Source organism: Paenibacillus protaetiae (genome assembly GCF_004135365.1).
GTDB lineage: Bacteria > Bacillota > Bacilli > Paenibacillales > Paenibacillaceae > Paenibacillus_AP > Paenibacillus_AP protaetiae.
On record NZ_CP035492.1, the window covers coordinates 3,810,850 to 3,828,933 of the forward strand.

Here is an 18,084-nt window from a genome sequence, read left to right on the forward strand (position 1 = left end):
TAATGGCCACTGCCCCGTAGAATTCGTGCTGCGGGGCAGCCTTATTTGCAACTGAAGGGAGAAACGGACGAATGCGCCAATTTAAAATCGGATTGATTGGACTCGGCGGCATGGCCGGGGCACATATCAGATGGATGAAAGAACAAGGCGGTTTTACGATTGTTGCGGTCAGCGACGTAAGCCCGGAAGCGCTGGAGCGGACAGGGGCCAAGCTGGAACTTGGGCCGGAGAAACAATATGCGGATTTCAGGGATTTGACGCAAGATACCGATGTGGAAGCTATTGTAGCGGTCACGCCTAACCAGGTGCATGCAGCTGTTATACAAGCTTGCCTGGAAGCAGGCAAGCCGTTCCTTGCGGAAAAGCCGTTTACCCGCAGCTTTGAAGAAGCCAGGCCGCTGCTGGAGCTTTACGAGCGGAAGCCCGTTCCGGCCATGCTCGGCTTCAGCTACCGGTATACGCCGGCATTCCGCTATGCCAAAGAGCTGCTGCTGGAAGGCAGGCTCGGGAAAATCCGCAGCTTCTCCAGCCAATATTTGCAGGGCTGGGGATCGGCGCTTTATGACGGCTACTATACGTGGCGGTATAATAAAGCGGTTACCGGAACGGGCGCGCTCGGCGATCTCGGTTCGCATATGATCGACATGGCCCGCTACTTGTTTGGCGAATTCGAGCAGCTATCGGCGCAGCTGCATACGTTTATTCCGGAACGCCGCCATCCTTCCGGCGGCATGGCGCAGGTGGATGTGGATGATTTCGCCAGCTTTCAGGCGCAGCTTGCGGGAGGTGTCGTTGGCGTATTCCAAACGTCGCGCAACGCGATTGGCTCCGGCAATCAGCATGAAATCGCGATTTACGGTGATGCCGGGACGCTGCATGCTTCTACGGTTGATCCCGATCATCTCGTATGGATTCGGGAGGAATCGCCGGGCCAGCTGGCCAAATCGGTCATTGATGTGCCGCAGCGCTGCAAGAGGACGCAGTACGGCGACTTTGCAAGCCTGCTGGCCGGCGAACAGCCGGAAGGGCTGCCGGGCTTTATGGACGGTTACCGCAATCAGCAAGTGCTGGATGCTATCGTCCGTTCGTCGGAAGGCGGCACGGCCATCCGGCTGCAACCATAAAGCATAAAGCAAGCCCCCCTCTCAGGCATTTGCGCCAAGCGGGGGCTGCTGTTTGGTACGCAGTTAACTTGTGCGGAAGAAGTTAACTGGCGTGCTTTATTTTTTTTGAACGGTGATCGTCCAGGACGCATCGTCGATTTGCTCGAAATTGGTGACCGAGTGGCCGGCTTCGGCTGCCCAGCGCGGAATAGCTTCCGTTGCCTGGGTGCAGTCAAAGTCGATGACAAGCTCGTCGCCGCTTTGCAGCGTCTCCATTTCCTGTTTTGCTTCGATAAGCGGGAACGGGCATACCATTCCGACTACAGCTAGTTTCTTTTGCATGTGAAGTGCCTCCTTATGCAGTAGCAGCCGCGGTTGCTGCGGATGCTTGTCTTTTCGCTTTGGTGCGAGGGCGGACAAATACGAAATAAGATGCCGTCCACGTGCCAAGAATCATAAATACGAGTGATACCCAGCCCTGCCAAGTCATCATCGCGGTCATGACGAGACCGTTGCCGATGGAGCAGCCGCCGGCCCAGCTTGCGCCAAAGCCCATCAGAATGCCGCCGATAAAGCTGGATACGGCTGTTTTGGCATCCGGAGCGCGGAAACGGAATTCCCGGCTTCCTTTTGCCGCAATAAACGATCCAAGGAAAATGCCAAGGACGAGGAATACGCCCCAGTTAATAAATTTGTCGTCGTCGCCTGTAACCAAATACTGCAAAATGTTCGCCGACGGCGTCGTAATGCCAAGTCCCGAGTTGCGGCCGGTCGCTTCGCTGAGCGGCCAAGCCAATAATGCAACCAGACCGACCAGAACCGCCGTAAAGAACGGATGCCAGCGTTTTTCGAACAGCAGATGGTTGAGGCCTTTCCGTTTGGCTTTCATCGAAGGAATGGCGACTTTCGGCTTGCGGAGCGTGCGGATAACGACCCACAGCGTAATGATAACAAGCAAAGCGATAAACGGCCATACCGAAATGCCAAACGTATCGGCAATCGAGTTATGAGGCGCCGTGTAATCTTTCAGGCTGTTGTTGACAGGCACCAGGGCGCCTGTTTTCATCATCGCAGCCATTGCCATGTAGCCAAACAAAGCAATCCAGCTGCCGATCAAGCCTTCGCCTGCGCGGTACCAGGTGCCGGTTGCGCAGCCCCCGGCCAATATAATGCCGATGCCGAATACAAACGAACCAATTATTGTAGATACCCACGGGAAAGCTCCCGCGCTAAATTTGATCAAATCCATCTGAATCAGAGCGTATACGCCTACGCTTTGAATGGAAATCGCAATCAGCAGCGCGTAAAACATCCGGTTGTCTTTGGTCAAATACATGTCGCGGAAGCCGCCGGTTAAGCAAAACCGTCCCCGCTGCATAACAAAACCAAGCAATGCGCCGCACAATAGTCCGGTCAAAATCATCTGTGCCACTTGATGTCTCCTCCATTTTGTCGAAAGTATAGTAATCTAGTAGGATTAAAGGTATTTCTGATTGTAGCACAAATGAGGAAGGAGTAAATACGACTTTTTAACCATATAGGCCATTAAATTCCTAAACGATGAAAGGACCTGATCGCCAGGCGGCTGCCTTTCGTCAGGTCCTTTCTATAAGAAGCGGCGGATGCGGTTCATGCGCTTTTGCTTGTATATATGGCATAGGGCGGGAAAATAATACGGGTACCGTTTATTCGTCTTCGAAGTAAAGCTTCTGCAGCAAACCGATCAGCCGGTTTTCTTCTTCTTTCGTTAAATGGCGGGCGATAAGCTGGTTATTGCGGTTTAATATCGCTTGCAGCTCCGGCCAAAACTGCACCGCTTTGTCGGTCGGATAAAGCAGATGGGAACGGCGGTCGTCCGGATCGGGCTTCCGTTCAATATAGCCGGACAGCTCCAGCTGCTTGATCGACCGTGCGGTTGTCGCTTTATCGAATTTCAGCTCCTGCGTCAGCTGCTCCTGCGTAATGCCGGGGCGCCGAATGACGTTGATCAGGAAGCTGTGCTGGCCGCCCGTGCCGATGCCGTAAGGAGCGAGCATTTTTCCAAGCCTTTTTTGATTTTGGCGGTGTGCGGAAGATAGCAGCTTGCCGATCGATTCTTTATTCATCAATTCGAATTCCTCCGGTCAAAATTTCTTCCATTATTTTAACTTATAGTTGTTGCGTGCGCAACTAATTTGGGATACACTGTTGTTGTAAATTTGTTGCGCACGCAACTAAAAGGACAAATTTAAAGTTCGGAGATGGAGGATCGTTTCATGAGTGCAGGCTTTCGGACTTATCAGGAAGATGCGGCTGTGCAAAGCAAACGCTGGATCATTCTTATCGTTTTAAATTTATTTACGTTTATGTCGACGCTTGACGGGAGTATCGTCAACATCGCTTTACCGGTATTATCCAAAGATCTTGGCCTGCCGATCGCGCAGATCGAATGGGTGACGACATCCTATTTGATGGCGATATGTACCGCCATTTTATTTTTCGGCAAACTTGGCGATATAGTCGGTAAAATTAACATTTACCGGATCGGCACGTTTGTATTCGTCATCGGTTCGCTGCTGTGCGGGTTGAGCCACAATTTGACGTTCCTGATCGTCTCGCGCGTCGTGCAGGCGCTTGGCGCTTCGATGACGATGGCGAACAGCCAGGGCATCCTGGCGGATATATTCCCGGCGAAGGAGCGGGGACGGGCGCTGGGCCTGATCGGCACGTTCGTTTCGCTTGGCAGTATTGCCGGCCCAAGCGTCGGCGGCATTCTGGTCGATACGCTCGGCTGGGAATCGATCTTTTGGGTGAACGTCCCGATCGGCGCTATTGCCATTTTTGTCGGGTGGAAGGTGCTCCCTGCCGATTTGGTCAAAATCAAAGCCAAAATCGACGTGCCCGGCAGCTCGCTGTTCGCCGTATTTATTATGACGCTGTTTACCGGCCTGCTGCTCGGCCAGCAGTTCAGCTTCAGCAACGGCTGGATTGTCGCGGCGCTTGCTGCGGCTGTCGTTTCCTTTGTGTATTTCTTAAGGACGGAAGTAAAGCGGGAGCATCCGCTTATCCAGCTGTCGCTGTTCCGAAACCCGCTTTTTTCTGTAAGCATCTTGTGCGGCTTTCTCGTATTTTCGGCGAATTTTTGCTTCAATATTATCGGACCGTTTTACGCGCAAAACATGCTGGGCTTGTCGCCGTTTTACGCCGGCTTTCTGCTGATGCTGATGCCGATCTGCATGGTTATCGTCGCTCCGCTTAGCGGCGCTTTGTCCGACAAGATCGGCTCGGAGCTGCTAACTTGCGCCGGCCTGATCGTGATGGTCATCGCGCAGTTTGGCCTTGCCTGGCTGCATGAAGGAAGCTCGATTGCCATCGTTGGCGTATGGATCGGCATGCTGGGCATCGGCAGCGGATTGTTCCAATCGCCTAACAACTCGCTGGTCATGTCGCAGGTTCCGCGTACCCAGCTTGGTTCCGCAGGCAGCGTTAACTCGCTTGTCCGGAACGTGGGCATGGTCGTGGGCATCACGACGGCCACGACCATCCTGTTCCATGTCATGAGCACGAAAGCCGGCTACCGCGTGACCGGCATTATCCCGGACCGGCCGGACTTGTTCCTGTCCGGGATGCATGTCGTGTTTTCGACGTCGGCGTGCATTTGCCTGGCAGCGGCCGCTTTGACCGTATGGCGGATGTACCGCGCGCAAGCGGCCAAACGGGCGGCAGCAAAAGCGCAGTCGTAAGGTGAACCGTTCGGACGCATAACCGGCTTGGTTACGGCGGGGAATGGGGATGATTGACGCTGGCTTGTCCGTTAGCCATAATAAATGGATAACTTAACGGAAAGCGATGTGTATCTATGTTTGCATCTTTGAATGGGACCCGCATTTATTTTGACGTCGAAGGCTCGGGTTACGTGCCGCAAGGCGACCGGATGGTCAAACGGCCGGTGCTGTTTGCCGTGCATGGCGGCCCCGGCAGCGACCACTCGGATTTCAAGCCGTGGCTGACGCCGCTTGCCGAGCATATGCAAATCGTCTATTTGGACCAGCGCTGCAACGGCCAGTCCGATCGGGTGGACCCGGCGACCTGTACGCTGGAGCAGCTTGCTGATGATATTGAGGCGCTGCGCCGCTATTTGGGGCTGGAACGCATATACCTGCTGGGCCATTCGTTTGGCGGAATGGTGGCGCAGGTGTATGCCACCCGCTATCCCGATTCGCTTGCGAAGCTGCTGCTGATCAATACGGCGCCGAGCAAGGAATTTTACCCGGCGGCGCTGGATTATGCCAGCCGGGTGGCAACGCCGGAGCAGCTGAAGACGATTCCGGAGCTGTTTGAAGGCAATATCCGTGACGACGAGCATTTGATCCAGTGGTGGGAGGTCTGCTACCCGCTTTATTTCCATGTGCTGGACGAAGAAGTAATGCGTGAGACCGGCAACCGCCCGATCGGCTCGCTGGAAGTCGCGAACTATACATTTAAACATTTGATTCCGAAGTACGATGTACGGGACAAGCTGCCGGCGCTGCAAGTACCGACGCTTATCGTCGGCGCGCGTTACGACTGGATTACGCCGCTGTCGCAATCGGAGGAGATGCACCGGCTTATTCCTGGCTCGGAACTCGCAATCTTCGAACAAAGCGGCCATATGCCGTTTATTGAAGAGCATGCTGCGTTTATCGAACGCTTGACGGCATTCCTTACCGATAAGGAAGCTGCCTGATGAACATGACGCTGGAACAGTGGAGAGAAGAGCGGCGGCGCTCGGTTGCGAAACCGCAAGGCGATCTGGCCTTGACCGGCTTGCATCTTATTATGGCCAAAGGCGCCGTACCCGGCATTCCCGGCGTATGGGAGCCGCTTGCTCAAGGCCAGCCCGGTTTGCTGCTGACAGCGGAAGCCGCCGACGGCTTGACCTGGGACGCAACCGGCCAGCCGGTAGAAGGAACGGTAAAGCTGGAGGCTGAACGCGAAATCGTTCGCGTATCAGACAGCGTAACCGTGATGGCGACGGAGCAGCCCGGCAGCGATCATTTGCTTGCCGTTTATGATGCCAATGCCGAAGCGGTGCAAAAGTATGCGGGCATTTCGTTTTATCCGAATAATCCGGATTGGATTATCGGAGGCGAGTTTGCTGAGGCGGATAAGCAGACGGCTGCTTTTGCGCATGTGGGCGATGCGGAAGGCAAGGTTCGCCATCACCGGTCGCCGGGCGTTATTCGTTTCGAATACGGCGGCGAGTTTTACGCGCTGACGCCGTTTGCTTCAGGCGAAGCGCTAATCGTTGTATTCGGCGACCGGACCAACGGCGAGGAGACGTACGGGCTCGGCCGGATGCTGCTTATTGAGCCGGACGCGGAAGGCAACGTACAGCTTGACTTTAACCGCGCGTTTTTGCCTTCCTGCGCCTTTTCGCATCATTTCAATTGCCCGCTGCCGCCTGCCGGCAACCGGCTGCCGTTCCGGGTGGAAGCCGGCGAACAACAAGTGATTTTTGGAAGCTGACGCATGGCAGATAAAGGGGGTTTACATGACGTAATGTTCGTGTAAATCCCCTTTTTTTTGATGAATTTTGTCGTTTTGTGTAGAACAATCGGGGAATTCCGATTATTTTTATTTGAACAAGCATTTATTTGATAGTAATATGATTATCTGTAGGTCGTTTTATAGGTCGAAAGAAATGCTAACGATAGGAGTAGACACAGGTTTCCAGCTCCGTTGGGTATCCTAAATTGGCATTGACAACGCCATGAAATAACCTGATAGTATAGAAAGCATATAAGAATAATAGGAATTGGACAGGGAGTGTAGAGTAGAAATGACATCGAAGAGCATTCGTAACAAAGCATTTGCTTTTTTGTTATTGTCCATGCTGCTGATTATATCGGCATGCGGCAGCAATAACGGCAACAATGCGGGCACAGCTGCCGGCAGCTCGGAACCCGGCGGGAAAAAAGTTGTCAATATCGGCGTAACCTATGCGCCAAGCGGCATTAACCCGTTAGCTCCGGTAGGGCTGGTCTCGACGTATGTTGCAGGACTCATGTTCCCGCCGCTTGTAGAGCTGGATTCCGACCTGCAGTACAAGCCGATGCTGGCCGACTCGATTGAAACGACGGACAACACGACGTTTACGGTGAAGCTGAACCCGAACGCAAAATGGACGGACGGCACGCCGGTTACGGCGGACGATGTAATTTTTACGCTGAAGCTGATGAGCAACTCGAAGGTTGCTTCCAACTATGCCTATATGTTTGCCATTATTGACGGCCTGGATGATGCCGGTTACTTGCCCGAAGGGCAAACGGACATCTCCGGCGTGACGAAAGTGGACGACCATACGCTGACGCTGAAAACAAAAGCGCCAACGACGCTGAACATTTTTAAAGATACGATCGGCCGCAATTTGCTCACTTTGCCGCAATCCGCGCTGAAGGACATTGCGCCTGAAGATATTAATAAAAGCGACTTTATGCAAAAGCCGACGGTAACGTTTGGCCCGTTCAAAATGACAAGCTACGACCGCGACCACTATGTGGAGATGGAAGCGAACAAAGACTATTTCAAAGGCGCGCCCAAGATCGACCAGCTGAACTTTAAAGTGCTGCAAGGCACGGCGATTGCGGCTCAGCTGCAAAGCGGCGAGATTGATATGAACATCCCGTCCGCGGGGGTCATTCCGATTAGCGATTACGACAAAGTAAAAGGCCTCTCCAATTTGACGACAACAGACGGCCCGCCGCTTGCAACGCAATTTATGTACATCAACGAGAAGGTCGTTCCGGATGCGAAGCAAAGACAAGCGATTTCGTACGCGATGAACCGCCAGCAAATCGTGGACAAGCTGCTGCGCGGCGCAGGCGAAGTGGTGGACGGCTACTTTACGAGCTACAGCCCGTATAAAGACGCCAGCCAGCAGCCGGTGGCGTATGATCCGGATAAAGCAAAAGCGCTGCTGAAGGAATCCGGCTGGGATTCCGGCAAAACGCTGACGATGTCGGTATTGTCCGGCGACGCAACGCTGGAGCAAGCGGCGAACATTATCGCTGAAAACTTGAACGCGGTTGGCGTTAAAGTGAAAATTCAAATGCTTGACCTGGCGACGCTGATCGATAAGCTCGGCAAGCTTGACTATGATCTTGGCATTTTGACAGTGTCTCTGACGCCAATCAACCCGCTGCCGGACCTCGCTTATTATTTGAATGAAGGCAACCCAAGCAGCTATAAAAACCCGGAAGCCGAAAAGCTGATCGCACAGCTTAGCGCCGAAGTGGATGAAGCGAAGCTGAAGGAAGAATACAGCAAGCTGCAGACGATCGTAGCGCAAGACGTGCCGATGCCGTCCATCTACGCGACGAAGGCGCTTGGCGCGGTCAACAAACGCGTTACTGGCGCAACCAGCAAAGATTTCGGCATGTTTATTAACGTAAACGAATGGGATGTGCAATAAATAGTTAAAGGTGGTTAGACCGATGGAGAGCTTGCTGGCCGTCAGCCATCTGCAAACAGCTTTCGAGACGGATCAAGGAAACAGGATAAGCGTTGATGACGTCAGCTTTCAGCTGAAAGCGGGAGAAACCTTGGCTATTGTAGGCGAATCCGGCTGCGGCAAAAGCGTTACGGCACTCTCCATCATGCGGTTGCTCGGTAAGGGCAGCCGCATTCAGCGTGGCGAGGTTATGCTGGACGGCATCAACCTGCTTGCATTAAGCGAAAAGGAAATGAGGGGCATCCGGGGCAACCGGATGTCCATGATTTTTCAGGAGCCGATGACATCGCTCAATCCGGTGTTCAAGATCGGCTACCAGCTTACGGAAGCGATTCGTCTTCATACGCAGCTGACTAAAAAACAAGCCCGCCTGAATGCGATCGAAATGCTCGCAAAGGTAGGACTGCCGCGCCCCGAGCAAATTATGGAGGAGTATCCATTTGCGTTGTCCGGCGGCATGCGGCAGCGCGTCATGATTGCGATGGCGCTGGCTTGCAAGCCGCGCGTGCTGATTGCGGACGAGCCAACGACGGCGCTGGATGTAACGGTTCAGGCGCAAATTATGCGGCTGATGAAGGAGCTGTGCGCAGAAGCCGGCACGGCGATTATTTTGATCACCCATGACTTGGGTGTTGTCGCCGAAATGGCCGATCGTGTGCTTGTCATGTATGCGGGGCAGGTGGTGGAGCAGACCGACGTCTATTCGCTGTTTGAACACCCGCAGCATCCCTATACACAAGGTTTGCTTCGTTCGATGCCAACCTTAGATCCAAACGACGATTCCAAGCTGGAGTCGATTCCCGGCGCAGTGCCTGCCTATTATCAGACGCTGGAAGGCTGCCGGTTTTACAACCGCTGCTCGTTCGCGGCCGAACATTGCCGCACGAATCCGCCGCAGCTTGAGCAGACCGTGCCGGGACACATGGCGCGCTGCTGGGAAGTGGAGCGCACGAGCGGCGTACAGCGTACAAGCGAAGCAAAGGGGGAACAGGGATGAGCCGTATTGCTGAGAATGCCCGCCAGGGGCAGCCCGGCGTCCCTTTGCTGGAACTGGAAGGGCTGAAGACGTATTACCCGATCCGTAAAGGTTTGTTAAACCGTGTTACCGGCCATGTGCAAGCCGTCGACGGCGTCGACCTGCGTATTGAGCAAGGTGAAACCATTGGCCTTGTAGGCGAATCCGGCTGCGGCAAGTCGACGATCGGGCGAACGATTATCGGGCTTGAGAAACCTACGGCTGGCCGGATTTTGTTCGACGGCCGCGACATAACAAGCCGTTCGGCGTCGGATATGGTCCGGCTGAGCACGCAGCTGCAAATTGTGTTTCAAGACCCGTATTCTTCCCTGCATCCGCGTAAAACGGTTGGACAGCTGCTCGCGGAGCCGCTGAAGGTGCACCGCATCGTGCCTGCAAAGGAAGTATCGGCTGAGGTCGACCGCCTGCTGGAAACCGTCGGGCTTCCCAAAGCGAGCAGGGACCGTTATCCGCATCAGTTTTCCGGCGGACAGCGGCAGCGTATCGGCATCGCCCGCGCCTTGTCGCTGAAGCCCAAGCTGATTATTTGCGACGAGCCGGTATCGGCGTTGGACGTATCGATTCAGGCGCAGGTGCTTAACCTGCTGAAAGATTTGCAGCATGAATTTAACCTGACTTATTTGTTTATTGCGCACGGCCTCGGCGCCGTGAAATATATAAGCGACCGGATCGCCGTTATGTACCTGGGCAAGATCGTAGAAATTGGCCCGGCCAAAGACCTGATTCAAAATCCGAAGCACCCGTATACGAAAGCGCTTCTGGATGCTTTTCCAATGGCCGATCCCCGGCTGAAGGAGCGGGAGCGTATCGAGCTGCAGGGCGACGTGCCAAGCCCGGTGAATCCGCCTCAAGGCTGCAGATTCCATACCCGGTGCCCGTGGGCGCAGGAGGTATGCAAAGAGCGGGAGCCGGAGCTGGCGGGCGAAGGCAGTCATGCGTCGGCATGCTTTTTTTCTCGATAGGATGGCTGAAGCCGTCCGGCAGGCTGTCTGATTCTTAAGCAGCCCATATGATATTGGATTTGAGGTGCATGCCTTGTTTAATTATATAATGCGCCGTATTCTGACAGCCCTGCCGGTTCTGTTTGGAGTAACGGTCATTAATTTCATCATTATGAGGATGGCGCCGGGCAACCCTGTCGACATGCTCGTCAGCCCGAAGCTTCCTGCCGCTGCGCTTGAAGCGAAACGGATCGAGCTGGGCTTGAATGAACCTGCTTATGTCCAATACTGGGCGTGGCTCAAAAATTTAATTCTGCACGGCGACCTCGGTTATTCGATGATCACCTACGAGCCGGTAACGAAGCTGATTGGCAGCCATATCGGCCCGACTCTGCTGATTATGGGCACGGCGCTTGTGCTTGGCGTTGCGATTGCGATCCCGCTTGGCGTATTTAGCGCCGTGAAGCAGTATTCGAAGCTGGATTATACAGCCGTTACGGGTTCATTCCTGGGCATTTCCATACCGAACTTTTTTCTAGGCATGGTGCTCGTTTATCTTTTTTCGATCAAGCTTGACTGGCTGCCTTCGAGCGGCATGAAGGAGCTTGGCGGAGGAGGCGGCTTCGGGGACGTGCTGCTGCATATGATCCTGCCGGTTATCGTCCTGACGGCAAACGTCGCAGGCCGGAACATCCGTTATGTCCGCTCCAGCATGCTGGAAATTTTGAACCATGATTATTTGCGGACGGCCCGCGCCAAAGGGCTGAAGGAAACGCTTGTCATTAACCGGCACGCGATGCGTAACGCGCTTATTCCGATCGTAACGGTGCTGGGCATGGAAATTCCGATCCTGTTTGGGGGCGCGGTGGTCATTGAGCAAATCTTCTCCTGGCCGGGCATCGGCCAATTGACCTTATCTTCCATCATGAGCCGCGATTACTCCACCATTATGGGGCTGAATCTGATGGCGGCGGTTGTTGTTATTGCCGCTAACTTGATAACGGATGTGGTGTATGCGTTCGTTGACCCGCGGATTAAAAACAGCTACCAAGGGGAGGCGAAATCATGAAGCTGCTGAAACGATACGCCGGAGGGCGTTTTGCGGCGCAGGAGCCGGTTGAGGCGGCCTTTCCAAGCGGGGAAGCCGGGAGCGGAAGGCTGTTCTGGCGGCGGTTCAAAAAGCATAAGCTTGCCGTCATCGGCCTTGTCTTGATGGGCATTCTTTTTGTATGCGCCGTATTTGCGCCGTGGATTACGGCTTACAAGCCGACAACCGTAACGGATTCTTTTAGCGGTGCGCCCAGCTGGAAACATCCGATGGGCACCGACCAGGTTGGGCGCGACCAGTTGACCCGCCTCATTTTTGCCGCCAGAGTATCGTTGTCGGTCGGTATCGGGTCCGTTCTCATTTCCGCCGCGATCGGTACCGTATTAGGGCTTGTTTCCGGTTATTTTGGCCGCTGGGTCGACAGTCTGATTATGAAAATAACGGATATTTTCATGTCGTTCCCGTACATTATGCTGATCTTGGTCGTTGCCAGCATTGTAGGGCCGGGCTTACTGAATATTATATTGATATTAGGATTTCTGGGCTGGCCAAGCGTCGCGCGGCTTGTGCGGGGCAATGTCCTGTCCATTAAGCAGACGGATTATATCAAAGCGGCTGTGGCGCTTGGCTACAAAAAGCCGCGTATTATGTTCGGTCATATTTTGTCCAACACGATTGCGCCAATATTGATTTACGCAACATCGGGCGTTGCCGGCGCCATTCTGGACGAAGCGGCGCTCAGCTTCCTTGGGCTTGGCGTACAGCCGCCGGCGGCCAGCTGGGGCAACATGCTCGCAAGCGCCCAGTCGCTGACGGTGCTTACTTCCCAGCCGTGGCTGTGGGTGCCGCCGGGCGTGCTCATTGTCATCAGCGTCCTGTCGGTTAACTTTATCGGCGATGCGCTGCGGGATGCGCTTGATCCGAAAAACAACAAATAACCTGTCGCTTATGCGGCCGGCGCCGGCTGCAGCAGGCGCCTGTCCCGGATATGCGAGATCAGAAGCCGGAGCGAAGCTGCTCCGGCTTCTTTTTTTTGCTGCATCAGCATTGTACCAGCCCCGCGCCAGCCCCTCGTCAGCCAAGTCGCACGGATGCGTAAATGAGGAGGATTGGACGCTCCCATGCGACCCGAAGCACGATACTTTCAATCTGACTACCTTTTTGCCCTGCTAACGGTCTGCGCAGCCAGTTTAGTATGCTATTGTGCTAATGCGTTGCTGTTAACTATCTGGCGAAAGTTTGATAAAATGACGTGGTGATTATTATGCAGGCCGGTTGTTCGGCGTTTTAAACGGGGTGTTTGTGCTTGACGAAAAAACGGATTATCGACATCGCTTCGCTTGTTGCGGGGTCTTTTATTTTTGCGCTTGCCATTAACTTATTTGTAATTCCAAACGATCTGGGCGAAGGCGGCGTTACCGGTATTACGATTATTTTCTATTATTTGTTCGCCTGGTCGCCCAGCTTGCTGAATTTAATAATGAATGCATTTTTGCTGGTGATCGGCTATAAGTTTCTGGATAAAACAACAACGATTTATACGATTATTGTCGTAGCTTTAAACTCGCTGTTCCTTCATCTGACTCATGACTGGCGTATTGATTCAAACGAGCTTATCGTCAACGCGATTTTCGGCGGCATTTTTTCCGGCGTCGGGATCGGTATTATTGTGCGTTCCGGCGGCACAACGGCAGGAACCGTTATATTGGCCAGACTCGCTAACAAGTTCCTCGACTGGAACGTCAGCTATGCGCTGTTGTTTTTTGACCTGATTGTCGCCTGCTCGTCTTTCTTTATTATCGGGGCAGAACGGTTAATGCTGACCATTATTATGCTGTATATCGCCACCAAGGTGATGGAATTTATAATAGAGGGCTTAAACCCGAAGAAAGCAGTCACCATTATCTCCAAAAACCATGCGCAAATTGCCGAGCAGGTGACGAAGGTGATGGACCGCGGCGTGACGGTGCTGACCGGGTACGGCTATTATACGAAGGACGCCAAGGAAGTGCTGTACATCGTCATCAGCAAGCAGGAAGTGTCCATGCTGAAAAAAATCGTTAAAGCGGAAGACAAGGATGCTTTTCTCACGATTCACGATGTGCGGGACGTGTTTGGCGAAGGTTTCGTGGATATTTCCAAATAACAATGCTGCGGCGCGTTAGGCGCCTGCGGCAGCCCCCGGGTTCCGGCGGGCTTTGAATTATAAGTTAAGGTCAGCCAGCCTGTCGGGGCTGGCTTTTTTCTTGTCCGCGGCAGCCTGTTCACAGCCGGACAGGTTCGTTGACCGCCCTAAGCGGACAGGCAGGGGAGAGGATACTATCGTATTATGCGGACCCTGCCCTATCTCATATTATTACGCGCTTGTCCGCACATTAGATTTTTATCCCCCCGTTTCATAGGAATATCCCCCGTCAATCCAGGCATGAAATCATCTACACTTTGGTTACAGCCATATGGATTGAGACTTGAAATCATACCATTTAAGGGGGATTACGATTGAAAAAGTCACTACTTGTAAGTGCACTGCTGCTGCTCACGTTAACCGTCTCGGCCTGCGGCGGCAACAACGGAAACGGAGGAAACAACGGCGGCAACAAAGCAACGCCGACGCCAAGCGCCAGCGCGGAAGCAACCGCAGCGCCTACGCCAACTCCGGCAGCTGATCCGGTATCGCTTCGCGTGTTCTCGACCTTCGGTGGTACAGACCCTGCTGCGGCAGCTTTCCAAGCCCTGCTTGACGATTTCACGAAAGCAAACCCTAATGTCAAAATTACGAATGATGCGATGTCGGCCAACGACGACAGCTTCCGTACCAAAGTGAATACGGACATGAACAGCGGCAACGAGCCGGATCTGCTGTTCTACTTTACGGGCGCAGATGCCGACGGCTTTGTCAAAGCGGGCAAAGTGGTTCCGCTGAACGACCTGCTTGATGCAGATGCAGCTTGGAAGGGCGGCTTCTCGCCAAGCGCACTGGAGTCGGTGCGCCAAGCGGACGGCAACATTTACGGCGTGCCGCTGACCGGCTACTATGAAGGCTTGTTCGTGAACAAAGCGCTGTTCCAAAAATACAACGTAGAGCTGCCAACCGACTACGACAAGCTGAAAACGGCGGTTCAAACGTTTGCGAAAAACGGTGTAATACCGATGGCAGAACCGTTTGACCAATCGCATTACTTGATCGAGCACTCGATCCTTGCCGCAGCCGGTCCGGACGGCCAAAAGAAAGGGCTGCTGAACGGCATCGATCCGAACTGGGAGAAAGGCCTCGCTGCTGTCAAAGAGCTGGGCGACCTCGGCGCCTTCCCGAAAGACGCCTCCACGATTGACCTGAGCATGGCCAGCAACTACTTCAGCCAAGGTCTCGCCGCAATGATTATTGAAGGCTCCTGGTCCATCGGCGGCTGGGCGGATGACGTGAAGAACAACACTACCGTGCTTCCGTTCCCGGCGATCCCGGGCGGCGCAGGAAGCGGCAACGACGTTGTAGGCGGCTTTGGTTCCGGCTTCTACCTGTCGAAAGCGACATATGACAATGCAGCTAAAAAAGATACGGCCATCAAGCTGATGAAATTCCTGACTTCGCCGGATGCAATCCAAAAAATCGCAACGGCTAACGGCGGTACACCTGCCGCTGACGTTAAAATCGACGGCTTGCCGCAAGTAGCGCTGGACGGCTTCTCCATGGTAGCCAAATCGGCTTCGATCAACTCGCCGATCGACAGCAAAGTTAGCCCTGAGACGTTCACAACGCTCCGCGCCAACATTCAAAAAATCGTCAAAGGCCAAACAACGCCTGCCAAAGCATTGGAAGAAGCGCAAAAAATCGAGGTTGCCAACAAGAAATAACAGGCTGCCGGCTTTAACATAAGGAAACGGCTTCGCCGCCTCAACGGGCGGCGAAGCCGTTTCATCCAAAATAAACATCAAAGGTGATAAAGATGAAGGGCGATAAAAAATATATCTTGATGTTTTTGCTCCCGGCGGCAGCGGTCATGTCCATCTTTTTGTACTACCCGTTTTTCAAAAGCGTTTATTTCAGCTTTTACCGGACCACCGGCTTTTTTGACAAAAAGTTTGTCGGATTGGACAACTATAAGCGATTGTTCTCGGATCAAATGCTGGGCGATTCCACCCTTCATACCCTTGAAATGATGGTATACGTGCTTGTTTTCCAGGTCGGCATCGCGCTGCTGCTCGCCGTGCTGGTCGACCATATTAAAGGCGGCAAAGGCTTTTTTCGCACCGTTTTCTTTTTCCCGGTCGTTATTTCCGGCACTGCAATTTCGTTATTGTTTGTTTTATTTTATAACTATCAATTTGGCTTGCTGAATCATATATTGGACAGCTTAGGTTTCGAGAAAGTGCTGTGGCTGGATGACAGCAAAGCGTTAAAAGCCGTATCGGTTCCTACGGTTTGGCATTACGTCGGCTTTTATTTTGTTTTGTTCCTTACCGCGATGTCGAAGATTCCTTCCGATTTCTATGAGGCGGCGAAGCTTGAAGGGATCACCAGCGCCAAAAAAACATTCCTGCTGACCATTCCGCTTATACTGAGCGACATTAAAGTTGTCGTTACGCTGGCGATTACCGGCACGCTGAAAGTGTTTGAATTCGTGTGGGTTATCTCCCGCGGCCAGAGCGGCACGGAAGTCATCGGCACGTATATGTACAAAAAAGCGATGGTGGACCAGAACTTCGGCTACGGCTCTACAATCGCCATTTATATCGTCGTGTTCGGGGTGGTGCTGTCGCTTATCGCCAACCGCCTGCTCAAGAGAGAGGAAATCACATACTAAGCTGGTATGAGGGGTGTACATTAATGCAGCAAACGATCAATAGCCATGTCCAGACCGGCCCCCTGCCAGCAAGGCGCAGCCGCCGGTTCAAACCAGGCAGCTTTTTCACGTATCTGATTTTGTCCGTATGGGCGCTAACGACAATTTATCCGATGTTCTGGATCATCAACAACTCGTTTAAGCTCTCGAACGACGTGATGAACCATTCGTTTACGCTGGCGCTTGATCCGGTCATGACGAATTACACTGCAGCGTTCGATAAAATCAACGTGGGCAAAAGCTATATGAACAGCATCATTATGTCCGGCAGCACCGTATTGCTTGTATTGTTTTTGGGCGGGCTTGCGGCGTATGTGCTGGCCCGTTTTCCATTCAAGGGCAAACGGCTTATCTTTTCGGTTTTGTATGCAAGCTTGCTTATTCCGGCCTTCGCAACGGTTGTGCCGGTCTACGAGCTGCTTATTAAATGGAAGCTGGTCAATACGTATTTGGGGCTTATTTTGCCGCAGACGGCCGGCAACCTGACCTTTGCCATTCTCGTTATGGCCGGTTATATGGCGACGATTCCGAAGGAGCTGGAGGAAGCGGCGTTCATGGACGGCTGCAACCGGTGGACGATGTTTATCCGGATGTTCCTGCCGATGTCGAAGCCGGCATTTGCTTCCACCAGCATTTTTGTGTTTTTGTGGTCGTACAACGATTTGTTTTCGGCGCTTATTTTTGTCAACAAGGATACGGTCCGGCCGATCGTCTCCCTGCTGAACGAAATCAGCTCGCAATACGGCACCGACTTCGGCCTGATGGCGACCGCTGTTGCGCTGACGGTCATCCCGGTCCTGATCGTTTATCTGTTTATTTCGAGGTTTATCGAGAAAGGGCTGACGGAAGGCGCCATCAAGGGCTAATAAAAGCTGGCGGGAAGGCGCCGCCCAAGGGTGGGCGATGACCGCCCCGGATGCCTTGGCGCACCCGTTTTTCTCCGGTTGTCCGGCAGGCCATAAAACCGCAGCCGCCTTGTTTTACAAGGCGGCTGCGGTTTTATTTTATTCCTTAAATCAATATCTGATTATTTTAATCGGAATAGTATAAAAAATGATTGCAGCATGCAAGGGAGCGTGTTACGATATGGGCATCCAACAAGCGGAAAACCAATACCCATTCGAACAGGCCTATGAAAAGGAGAGAGAATAGATGAGCAATAACATTGTCATAGCGGCGGCGGAAGACGTACGCAGCGCAGATGCAGAGGAGCTGATTCGGGAGCTGAGCGAAGAGCTGGCCATATTGTATGAAACGACTGACGGCGGAGCAGGATTCCAGCCTTCCGATGTGGAGGTGCCGCGGTCTGCTTTTATTATCGCCCGGATTGACGGCTATCCGGTTGGCTGCGGAGCGCTGCGCCCGCTGGATGAGCAATCCGTTGAAGTGAAACGGATGTATACACGGAAAGAGTTCCGCCGCAAAGGCGTAGCGCAGGCAATATTAGCCGAAGCGGACCGCCTCGCTGCGTCGTTTGGCTATACGAACATTAAGCTGCAGACTGGCCCTAGACAGCCGGAAGCGGCCGCTTTATACGAGCGGGTCGGCTATTACCGGATACCGCGGTTTAGCGGGGACTGGGATTTGGTGCTGGCGTATCAGAAAGATTTGGTGCCGGCCGGAGAAGAGGTCCGTTAAAGGGAG

The 18,084-nt window shown here is 53.3% G+C and carries 17 protein-coding genes; 14 read left to right on the forward strand and 3 right to left on the reverse strand.

Annotated features, from left to right (window positions below; genetic code table 11):
• Window positions 1–71: 71 nt before the first annotated feature.
• Window positions 72–1,124: a Gfo/Idh/MocA family protein gene (locus ET464_RS17670; RefSeq protein WP_129443219.1), complete on the forward strand. Its 1,053-nt coding sequence runs from the start codon at window positions 72–74 to the stop codon at window positions 1,122–1,124.
• A 96-nt stretch (window positions 1,125–1,220) separates the two neighbouring features.
• Here ET464_RS17670 and ET464_RS17675 read toward each other — a convergent pair whose 3' ends face one another.
• From ET464_RS17675 to ET464_RS17685, 3 genes are all read right to left on the reverse strand, one after another.
• Window positions 1,221–1,445 (reverse strand): sulfurtransferase TusA family protein, encoded by a 225-nt coding sequence (locus ET464_RS17675; protein WP_129443221.1) that lies wholly within the window; start codon window positions 1,443–1,445, stop codon window positions 1,221–1,223.
• Window positions 1,446–1,458: 13 nt separating this feature from the next.
• Window positions 1,459–2,526, reverse strand: coding sequence for a YeeE/YedE family protein (locus ET464_RS17680; RefSeq protein WP_129444555.1), 1,068 nt, complete (start codon window positions 2,524–2,526; stop codon window positions 1,459–1,461).
• A gap of 262 nt (window positions 2,527–2,788) precedes the next feature.
• On the reverse strand, window positions 2,789–3,208 hold the full coding sequence (locus ET464_RS17685) for a MarR family winged helix-turn-helix transcriptional regulator (protein ID WP_129443223.1): 420 nt from the start codon (window positions 3,206–3,208) through the stop codon (window positions 2,789–2,791).
• A gap of 150 nt (window positions 3,209–3,358) precedes the next feature.
• Between ET464_RS17685 and ET464_RS17690 the strand changes: the two genes are divergently transcribed.
• The 13 genes from ET464_RS17690 (at window position 3,359) to ET464_RS17750 (ending at window position 18,078) form a co-directional block, all read left to right on the forward strand.
• Window positions 3,359–4,825, forward strand: coding sequence for an MFS transporter (locus ET464_RS17690; protein WP_129443225.1), 1,467 nt, complete (start codon window positions 3,359–3,361; stop codon window positions 4,823–4,825).
• A gap of 116 nt (window positions 4,826–4,941) precedes the next feature.
• Window positions 4,942–5,808 (forward strand): alpha/beta fold hydrolase, encoded by an 867-nt coding sequence (locus tag ET464_RS17695; RefSeq protein ID WP_129443227.1) that lies wholly within the window; start codon window positions 4,942–4,944, stop codon window positions 5,806–5,808.
• Complete coding sequence (locus ET464_RS17700; RefSeq protein ID WP_129443229.1) at window positions 5,808–6,590, forward strand: DUF1684 domain-containing protein; 783 nt, start codon at window positions 5,808–5,810, stop codon at window positions 6,588–6,590. The genes ET464_RS17695 and ET464_RS17700 overlap by 1 nt, the downstream gene beginning before the upstream one ends.
• A 313-nt stretch (window positions 6,591–6,903) precedes the next feature.
• Complete coding sequence (locus tag ET464_RS17705) at window positions 6,904–8,535, forward strand: ABC transporter substrate-binding protein (protein WP_129443231.1); 1,632 nt, start codon at window positions 6,904–6,906, stop codon at window positions 8,533–8,535.
• Window positions 8,536–8,557: 22 nt separating this feature from the next.
• Complete coding sequence (locus ET464_RS17710) at window positions 8,558–9,571, forward strand: ABC transporter ATP-binding protein (protein WP_129443233.1); 1,014 nt, start codon at window positions 8,558–8,560, stop codon at window positions 9,569–9,571.
• A complete protein-coding gene (locus ET464_RS17715; protein ID WP_129443235.1) occupies window positions 9,568–10,572 on the forward strand; it encodes an ABC transporter ATP-binding protein in 1,005 nt (334 codons plus the stop codon). Before ET464_RS17710 ends, ET464_RS17715 begins: the two co-directional genes overlap by 4 nt.
• A 73-nt stretch (window positions 10,573–10,645) precedes the next feature.
• Window positions 10,646–11,620, forward strand: coding sequence for an ABC transporter permease (locus ET464_RS17720; RefSeq protein ID WP_129443237.1), 975 nt, complete (start codon window positions 10,646–10,648; stop codon window positions 11,618–11,620).
• Window positions 11,617–12,537 carry an oligopeptide ABC transporter permease gene (gene opp4C, locus ET464_RS17725; RefSeq protein ID WP_129443239.1) on the forward strand — a complete coding sequence of 307 codons (921 nt, stop codon included), beginning with the start codon at window positions 11,617–11,619 and terminating at the stop codon, window positions 12,535–12,537. The genes ET464_RS17720 and opp4C overlap by 4 nt, the downstream gene beginning before the upstream one ends.
• A gap of 368 nt (window positions 12,538–12,905) precedes the next feature.
• Window positions 12,906–13,745 (forward strand): YitT family protein, encoded by an 840-nt coding sequence (locus ET464_RS17730; protein ID WP_129443241.1) that lies wholly within the window; start codon window positions 12,906–12,908, stop codon window positions 13,743–13,745.
• A 353-nt stretch (window positions 13,746–14,098) separates the two neighbouring features.
• Entirely contained in the window at window positions 14,099–15,451 is a 1,353-nt protein-coding gene (locus ET464_RS17735; RefSeq protein ID WP_129443243.1) for an ABC transporter substrate-binding protein, read from the forward strand.
• A gap of 92 nt (window positions 15,452–15,543) precedes the next feature.
• On the forward strand, window positions 15,544–16,401 hold the full coding sequence (locus ET464_RS17740) for a carbohydrate ABC transporter permease (RefSeq protein WP_129444557.1): 858 nt from the start codon (window positions 15,544–15,546) through the stop codon (window positions 16,399–16,401).
• Between the two features lie 23 nt (window positions 16,402–16,424).
• A complete protein-coding gene (locus ET464_RS17745; protein WP_129443245.1) occupies window positions 16,425–17,306 on the forward strand; it encodes a carbohydrate ABC transporter permease in 882 nt (293 codons plus the stop codon).
• A 286-nt stretch (window positions 17,307–17,592) separates the two neighbouring features.
• On the forward strand, window positions 17,593–18,078 hold the full coding sequence (locus ET464_RS17750) for a GNAT family N-acetyltransferase (RefSeq protein WP_129443247.1): 486 nt from the start codon (window positions 17,593–17,595) through the stop codon (window positions 18,076–18,078).
• Window positions 18,079–18,084 lie beyond the last annotated feature (6 nt).